8 protein-coding genes are annotated in these 7822 nt (G+C 71.7%); 1 reads left to right on the plus strand and 7 read right to left on the minus strand.

Going from position 1 to position 7822, the window contains the following annotated elements; translation table 11 throughout:
* Window positions 1-483 precede the first annotated feature (483 nt).
* From GA0070610_RS09790 to GA0070610_RS09815, 6 genes are read right to left on the minus strand one after another with little or no spacing between them, the layout of a single operon-like run.
* Entirely contained in the window at window positions 484-1782 is a 1299-nt protein-coding gene (locus GA0070610_RS09790) for an SDR family oxidoreductase (protein ID WP_088999732.1), read from the minus strand.
* Window positions 1783-1840: 58 nt separating this feature from the next.
* Entirely contained in the window at window positions 1841-3394 is a 1554-nt protein-coding gene (locus GA0070610_RS09795; protein ID WP_088999733.1) for a long-chain-fatty-acid--CoA ligase, read from the minus strand.
* Window positions 3391-3642, minus strand: a complete 252-nt coding sequence (locus GA0070610_RS09800; RefSeq protein ID WP_088999734.1) for an acyl carrier protein — start codon at window positions 3640-3642, stop codon at window positions 3391-3393. The genes GA0070610_RS09795 and GA0070610_RS09800 overlap by 4 nt, the downstream gene beginning before the upstream one ends.
* Before the next feature lie 2 nt (window positions 3643-3644).
* Window positions 3645-3917, minus strand: coding sequence for an acyl carrier protein (locus GA0070610_RS09805; protein WP_088999735.1), 273 nt, complete (start codon window positions 3915-3917; stop codon window positions 3645-3647).
* Entirely contained in the window at window positions 3914-4924 is a 1011-nt protein-coding gene (locus GA0070610_RS09810) for a hypothetical protein (RefSeq protein ID WP_088999736.1), read from the minus strand. Before GA0070610_RS09810 ends, GA0070610_RS09805 begins: the two co-directional genes overlap by 4 nt.
* Complete coding sequence (locus GA0070610_RS09815; protein ID WP_088999737.1) at window positions 4921-5562, minus strand: hypothetical protein; 642 nt, start codon at window positions 5560-5562, stop codon at window positions 4921-4923. Before GA0070610_RS09815 ends, GA0070610_RS09810 begins: the two co-directional genes overlap by 4 nt.
* 276 nt (window positions 5563-5838) lie before the next feature.
* Between GA0070610_RS09815 and GA0070610_RS09820 the strand changes: the two genes are divergently transcribed.
* Window positions 5839-6894, plus strand: a complete 1056-nt coding sequence (locus GA0070610_RS09820) for an FAD-dependent oxidoreductase (RefSeq protein ID WP_088999738.1) — start codon at window positions 5839-5841, stop codon at window positions 6892-6894.
* A 30-nt stretch (window positions 6895-6924) separates the two neighbouring features.
* Here GA0070610_RS09820 and GA0070610_RS09825 read toward each other — a convergent pair whose 3' ends face one another.
* Window positions 6925-7800 (minus strand): TauD/TfdA dioxygenase family protein, encoded by an 876-nt coding sequence (locus GA0070610_RS09825; RefSeq protein WP_088999739.1) that lies wholly within the window; start codon window positions 7798-7800, stop codon window positions 6925-6927.
* Window positions 7801-7822: the final 22 nt, after the last annotated feature.

Consider the following 7822-nt stretch of genomic DNA (forward strand, 5'->3'; position numbering starts at 1 on the left):
CTCGCTTGCGACATAAAGAAGATAGCGAATGCGTTGACCCCTTGCCAAGAGGTCGACCGCCGTTCATTCGCCGACGTGCAGCGGAAGTCGATGAGAATGCAAGGTGGCCGTGAGGAATCCTCCAGGCAGTGGCGTGGTATGGGCACAATGGCGGCAGAAGACCGCCTCCGACCAGGCGATTTCCGACCGATGGGCGAGGAGTGGGCCATTGGTGGGCGCAATGGTTTATGGCGCGGGCGGACGCCGCGACTATTCCATTTCGTGAAGCCCCGTCGCCATTCGGGGACGCGCTGCGCACCGACACGTTCGGCCCGAAATGCGGCCGCTCGACGCGATCGCCGGCCGCGTCGACCTGGCGACGCTTCCCAGGGCGGGCGACCGGGCCGGCGGCGCAGGCCAGCCGGTCGCTTCCGCGCAGTGGAAGGCAGCCGGCCGCTGCCCACCCGGAGGGGGAAGCGGCCGGCTGCCGGGAGAGGTGGGGCGTCAGAGGGCCCCGACGGCCACCGGCTCGGGGGCGGGAACCGGAGCGGGGACGCCCGCGCCGACGGCGACGGGAGCCGGCGTGTTCTCGGGCAGGTACCTGCCGAGCTTGCGGATCCGCCTGGCGTTGTTCTCCATGACGTCGATCGACGGCAGGTCGGCGTCGATCCGCACCGTCGTCGGGTTCGACGCGGCGGTGTGGATGTTGTTCAGCAGGGTGTGGAACGACCGCGGGAACAGGGAGCTGACGAACTTCGACTGCTGCCGGCCGCGCCGGATGCTGGCCACCGGCTTCGACCAGTCGATCTGGCCGGGCCGGAAACGGTGCTGGCGGACCAGCTCGCGGCGGAACGTCGCCCACGGCACCAGCTTCAGCTTGAACCGCTCGGCGATCTCCTCGGTCGTCACGGGGGTCACCGGGTAGCTGATCACCCTCGGCGCGCTCGACAGGGCGTTGGCCACCACGGACCGGGCCAGCACGTCGCCCGCCACGACCGGGCTGGTGACCTCCGAGTCCCAGACCATGCCGAGCTGGAGGATGTGGGAGATCATGTTCCAGAACGAGTACTCCATCCCGGGGTCCTTGAACCCGGTGCCCGGACCGCCCAACGCGAACGGCGCCTGGTAGATGTGGATCGGCACGCCGTCGCGGTTGGCCCGCAGGCTGATGTGCTTGACGACCCACTTCATCCGGCTGTAGCCGGTGTAGAAGAAGCTGTTGCGGTAGAAGTCGCGCCACTGCTGGTAGACCTCGCTGCCGACCGAGCCGATGACGTGCAGCGTCTTGAACCGCTTCTGCAGGCAGAACTCCGCGAGCCGCAGCGTCGGCAGGACCTTCTCCTCGCGGTACCGGGAGTAGGGGTAGTCGTGGGTCGTCGCCCCCGCGGCGTCGATGACCACGTCGACCTCGGTGAGCAGCTCCTCGTACGCGGCGGAGTCGAGGCCCATCGCCGGGTCCAGGTAGCTGCCCTCCAGGACGGACAGCTTCCCGGTGTCGGGCAGCTCCAGCTTGTACTTGCGCAGCTGCCGGGCGATGCGGTCCTCGCCGGACTTGTCGCCCTTGCGGCGTACCAGGGCGTAGACCGTCGCGACGCGGGCGTCGCCGAGGAGCTCGCGCAGCATGTGCATGCCGACGAAGCCGTTCGCACCCAGCAGGAGCACGTTCTTCGGCTCGTCGTCACCGCGACGCGGAAGTCTCTTCGCGACCGTCCGCGGGTCCTCCGAGTAGCCGAGCGAGATCCGGTTGGGATTGCCCATCGAGAGCGCGATGCGGTCGCTGTTGTGTCGCAGGAAGATGTGCATGGGTCCGCCTTTGCAGGAAGGGTGAGGGTCGTGGAGCCAGAACGGGACCGGCGGGCCGTCAGGCCACGCGCCGCTCCAGGTGCTGCCAGAACCTTTCACGCAGCTCCCGGCGGAGGAGCTTTCCGCTGGGGTTGCGGGGCAGCTGGTCGACGAACTCGAAGCTCGCCGGGATCTTGAAGTCGGCGATGCGCCCCCGCAGGAACGGGGTGAGGTCGCGTGCGGTCACGGGTTGGTCGGGGTGGGTCACCACGAAGCAGTGCACGACCTCGCCCCAGTGTTCGTGCGGCACGGCGACGGCGGCGGCCTCGACCACGCCCGGGTACGCGCTGACCGCGTTCTCGACCTCCGCCGGATAGACGTTCTCGCCGGCCACGATGATCGTGTCCTTGATCCGGTCGCGGACGAACAGGAAGCCCTCGTCGTCCAGGTAGCCGGCGTCGCCGGTGTGCAGCCAGCCGTTGACCAGGGTCGCGGCGGTGGCCTCGGGCAGGCCCCGGTACTCGATCATCCGCGCCGGGGTGGACAGGCAGATCTCGCCGACCTCGTACGGCGGCAGGACCCGGCCCGTACCGTCGATGATCTTCACGCCGAAGCCCGGGTAGGGCAGACCGGCCGCCTGCATGCGCGGCCCGCCGACGACGTGCGCCGACGGCGGCAGGCAGACCGCGGTGTTGCCGCTCTCCGACAGGCCGTAGATCTGCGCGAAGTCGCAGTCGAACATCTCGATGCTGCGGGCGAGCAGCGCCTCGGAGATCGGCGACCCGCCGTAGACGATCTTGCGCAGCGAGACGAAGTCCTCCCGCTTGGGCCGGGGCGGCGCGAGCATCATCTGCAACTGGGCCGGTACGACGCACGCCGTGGTGACGCCGTGTCGGCGGATGAGACGGACCGCCTCGTGCCCGGCGAACACCCGGACCGACACGTTGGTGATGCCGGCGCTGAAGCCCTGGATCGACCACCAGAGCCCACCGATGTGGAAGCCGGGGATGCCGATCAGGCTCACGTCGTCGGGGCGCCAGTCGATCCAGTCCAGGCCCTCGGAGACGAGCGCGTCACGCACCGCGAAGAAGCTGCGGTGGGCCAGCACGACGCCCTTGGGATTGCCCGTCGTGCCGCTGGTGTAGACCTGCGCCAGCGGCTGCTCCTCGTTCCAGGACGGCCCCAGGTCGCCGTCCTCGTCGCCCTGCCAGCCGGTGAAGTCGGCCAGCGACACCACCTCGCGCAGCTCTGGCAGATCCGGCCGCAGCGCCTCGGCGGTGTCCAGCAGGTCCTCGTCGCAGAAGAGGACCGTGCTGCCGGAGTCGCGCATGATGTGGCGGATCTCGCCGGCGCGCAGCCGCCAGTTGATGGGCACCAGCACGGTGCCGGTCTTGGCGCAGGCGAACAGGACGTCGTAGTAGTGCTCGGACTCCTTGCCCAGGTAGGCGACGCGGTTCCCGGCCGTCGCCCCCGCGCGCCGCAGGGCGTGCGCCGTCCGGTTGCTCGACCGGTGCAGCTCGGCGTAGCTGACCGTACGGTCCTCGCAGTGCACCGCCGGGTGCTCCGGCCGCTGCGCGGCGTGGAAGGCGACGACGTCGTGCACCGTGCGCAACTGCGGGTGGTACGCCCTCATCGGCTCGTCCCGTCCGGGACCGCCAGCGTCTCCTCGAGGTAACGCACGATCGCCGGACCCGACGCCAGGGCCGGCAGCAGGTTCGGGTCGATCTCGATGCCGAACGCCTTCTCCAGCGCCATCATGAGCTGGATCTGGCGCAGCGAGGTCCAGCCCGGCACGGTGTCCGGGTCCAGCCGCTCGGGCAACTCGTCCGGCACGACACCGAACACCGAGGCCACCACCTCGCGGACACGGGTCTCCAACATTGCTACTCCTTGGGTGTCGCGCCGGGGCCCTGCCCCGGGGTGAAGAAACGTCGCGTGATCCGCGAGATCGTGCGGAAGTCGTCCGTGCTCACCTCGTCGAGGGAGATCTCCGTGCCCAGCTCCGCCTCGATCAGGTAGAGCAGCTCGACGAAGTGCATCGAGTTCAGGACGCCGGTGTCCACGAGGTCCTCGTCGACCCCGACCGAGTCGATGTCGGGACATCTGGCGCGCAGGAACGTGGTGAGGAACTCGGGAACCGTCTCGGTCGTACTCATGACCCCTCCTGGGGGCGCGTCGGTGCGGGGAGGATCTTCGTGGTGACCCGGGCCGCCGTCGGCCCGCCGGCGCACCGGTGCGCGGCGACGGTCCCTCCGGTGGACAGGCCGGTCGGGATGAGGCGGTTGGTGCGCAGCGCGACGGCCGGGTCGCGCAGCAGCGGATTGGCGTCGCGCACGGTGGCGGAGAACAGCGCGAAGACCGGGTCGATGACCTTGGTCGCCCCGTCGTCGTCCTCGACCTCCACCCACGCGTGGACCAGGTCGAGCATGCCGACCACCCAGCCGATCCGGGTGACCGCCGCGAAGCCGGCCCGCTCGCAGAGCCCGGCCAGGTACCGGCTCGCCGAGTCGCAGCTCGCCACGCCGCGCGTGGTCACCAGTTCGACGTCGTCGCTCAGGGCCTCGGGCAGCTTGACCCAGCGCAGGTCCATGGCGGCGAACTCGGCGGCGATCGCGCGCAGCTCCGGCGAGCGCAGCTCGGCCCGCTCGCCGCGGGTGTGGACGGTGGCGGTGACGGCGAGCTGCGACGCCGTACGGGTGACGGTGTCGTCGTCCGGCCCGACCGTGCCGCCGGCGGGCTCGACCGTCAGGTCGTGCACCGCGCCGCCGCAGCGCTCGGGGCGCGGCAGGGCGAGCACGCTGGTCGGCTGCGGACCGCACGCGTCGGCGGCGCACGCGACGCTCAGCGCGAACCGGGAGGCGCGGGGCGCGAGCAGCTCGTCGGTCGACGCGCGCATCCACCGCAGCGAGTAGGCGAAGGCCTGCTCCGGCACCGTCGTGCCGGTACCCGAGTACAGCGCCAAGTTGAACAGGTCGCGCGAGTCGAAGCGTTCCTCGCCCGCGTCGCCGCTGGCCGGGAGGCCACGGCCCAGCAACTCGGACAGCGTGTGGTCGTCGCAGCCGAGCACCTGCCGGGCCGTGACGCGGTCGACGTCGTCGAGCCGGTGCTCCGGCGGGACCGCGAAGAGCGTGTCGAGCCCGCGACACAATCCGGCCGCGGTCACGACTGGGCCGTCCTGTCGCGCCACATCGTCTTGATGACGCTCCCGGTGCTCAGCACGTACTCGTCGACCGAGGTCCAGCCGAGCATCTCGTTGATCTGCACCTGTTCCGGGCCGGCCGAGGTCTCCAGGTAGCCGGGCAGGCCGAGGGCGTCCGCCCGCGCCTGGCCGGCGCGGATGAGGACGTAGCCGACCCCGACCGAGTCGACCCGCCGGCCGAGCACCGCGAACCACACGTGCGGGCGGCTGGGGCGCATCCGGTCCAGCGCGTTGGAGATCCGCACGGCGTGCACCACGGCCCGCGGCCCGGCAAGCAGGCACGCCACCGAGCGCAGCGCCCAACCCCACCACGGCGTGGTGCGCTCGTCGCCGTAGAGGACGAGGATCCCGTCGAGCCGGTCGGCACGGTACGCGGCGAGGGTGATGCCCGAGCTCATCAGCTGGGCGATCACCAGTTCCGCCAGGTAGAGGGCGGTCAGCGCCGACCGGCGCTGCCACCGGGGGAGCGAGCCGGCGGCGGCCCAGATGGCGCCGTCCTCGTACGCCTGGGCGAGCAGCCGCGCGCCCGCCCACAGCTGTCGCCACCGGAGATCCCGGACCTCGAGCCGGGGCTCCGGCCGGGCGATCGTCTGACTGTTCACATTGCACCCCACGTCCCGCACGCGAGCCCGCTGACCTGGGTGAATTTAATGGTCTTGGGTAATCCGCCAGTAACAAACGGGGTCTCTGCGACGGGTCGCGCGCACCCGGCCGCCCGCCCCGCGCGGGGCCCGGGGCAGTCGTCCCGGCACCCGCCGCGCGGGGCTGCCCGCCGGGCCGCTCCCTTCCCCGGGTCCGGTCCGGATGGGACACTGAGCCGTGCCGCGTGACGACGTCGGGAGCCCGCCCGAGCACCACCGCGTCGAGTCGGTGCCGGCGTGATCGCCGGCCACTGGGAGGTCGTCGTGGTCGGCGGCCGGATCGCCGGGGCGTCCACCGCCTGGGCCCTCGCGCCGTACGCCGGGCGTGTCCTCGTCGTCGACGCCTCGCGGCCCACCGCGTTCTGGCCGCAACAGTCCACCTGGGACCGCTCCGGCAACCTCGCGTGGGCCGAGCTGGGCCTGCTGGAGACGGTCCTGGCCTGCGGGGCCCCGCCCACCTACGGCGACACCCAGCGCATCGGCGAGGACGTCATCGAGCGGGTCTACCCGCGCGAGGACGCCCACTCGTTCCGGATGAGCGTGCCCCGCGAGGTGCTGGACCCGGCGCTGCTGGCCGCGGCGCAGAGCCGGGGCAACGTCACCGTGCTGCGCCCGGCCCGGGTGCGGGACCTCACGATCGAGGCGGGCCGGGTGCGCGGGGCGACCGTGCGGCACGGCGCCGTCGACAGCGAGGTCACCTGCGACCTGCTGGTGCTGGCCGACGGGCGGCTGTCGCGCAACGCCGAGCGCGTGGGCGCGGGGGCCTACCGGGTCGTCGAGTCACCATGGTTCGCGCTGCTGGCCTACTACGAGAACCTGCCGCTGCCCACCGACCGCTCGTACTTCTCGTTGCAGGACCGCAGCGTCCTCATCTCGACGCCCTGCGGCGACAAGCAGTGGTGCGTCGCGGTGGACCTGCACCAGAGCCTGATCGACGAGACCGGCCGGCACCCGGCCCACTCGTACGAGCGGATGGTGCGCGACGACCCGTACCTCGGCCCGGCCGTCGCCGCCGGGCGCCGCGCCACCTCGATCGGCGGCGCCGGGCGGATGCGCATGCTGCGGCGGCCGATGAGCGGGCCGGGCTGGTGCCTGGTCGGCGACGCCGGCTACCACCTGGACCCGGTCACGGCCCAGGGCACCCGGGCCGCCGTGGTCACCGCCCGGATCCTGCGGGACCGGATCGCGGGCGTCGGCCGCGTCGCGGGCACGGACCTGACGGGCCTGACCGACGAGCGCGACGCCGCCCTGGACGCCGACTGGGCCTACACGGAGCAGATCGTGCGCGGCTGACCCCACCGCCCTGACCACCCCACGCCGGCGCTACCCGGTCGGCCGGCCGCCGTTGATGGTCACCCGCTGGCCGTAGCGGGAGTGCGGGTAGTAGTCCCACACGGCATGGTGCTGGGTGCAGCGGTTGTCCCAGAACACCAGCGTGTTCGGCGTCCAGCGCACCCGGCAGCTCAGGATCGGCTGCTGGGCGACCCAGTCGAAGAGCATGTCCAGCAGGGCCCGGCTCTCCACCCGGGACAGCTGCACGATGTGCGAGGTGAAGCCGGCGTTGACGAAGAGCAGCCGGCGGCCGGTCTCCGGATGGCGTACGACGACCGGATGCTCGCTCTTCGGCACCACGTACTCCGGCGGCGGGGTGTGACCCTGCCAGGGGATGAGGCCGTCGTGGATCGCGGTCAGGCCGTCGAGGAAGGCCCGCATCGGCGGGGAGAGCATCTCGTACGCCAGGTGCATGTTCGCCCAGAGGGTGTCGCCACCGACGCCGATCTCCGGTGTCCTGGTGACGTAGAGCATCGAGCCCAGCGACGGCTCGGCCTCGGCGGTGCCGTCGGTGTGCCAGTCCTCGCCAGCCACGAACCGCGAGTCCCGGCCGGCGCTGATCTCGAGGATGGCGGGGTCGCCGCCGTCGAGGTCGGCGAGGGGCTGGCGGCGCAGCTCGCCGAAGTGCCCGGCGAAGCGCTTGTGGTCCTCGGCGGAGAGCACCTGGTCGCGGAAGACCAGCACGTGGTGGGCGAGGAAGGCGCGCCGGACCTCGGCCAACTGCGCGTCCGACAGTTCGGTGGCGAGGTCGAGGCCGGAGACCTCCGCGCCGATGACCGGCGAGATCGGCCGGACGGTGATGGTGTCGTAGCGCTCCGGCGGGCGGGTCGTCGCCCGCTCGACGGCGGCAAGGACGTGCTCTTCCACTCGTTCCCTCCTGGATTCGGTG

Origin of the sequence: Micromonospora echinofusca (assembly GCF_900091445.1) — a bacterium.
Lineage (GTDB): Bacteria > Actinomycetota > Actinomycetes > Mycobacteriales > Micromonosporaceae > Micromonospora > Micromonospora echinofusca.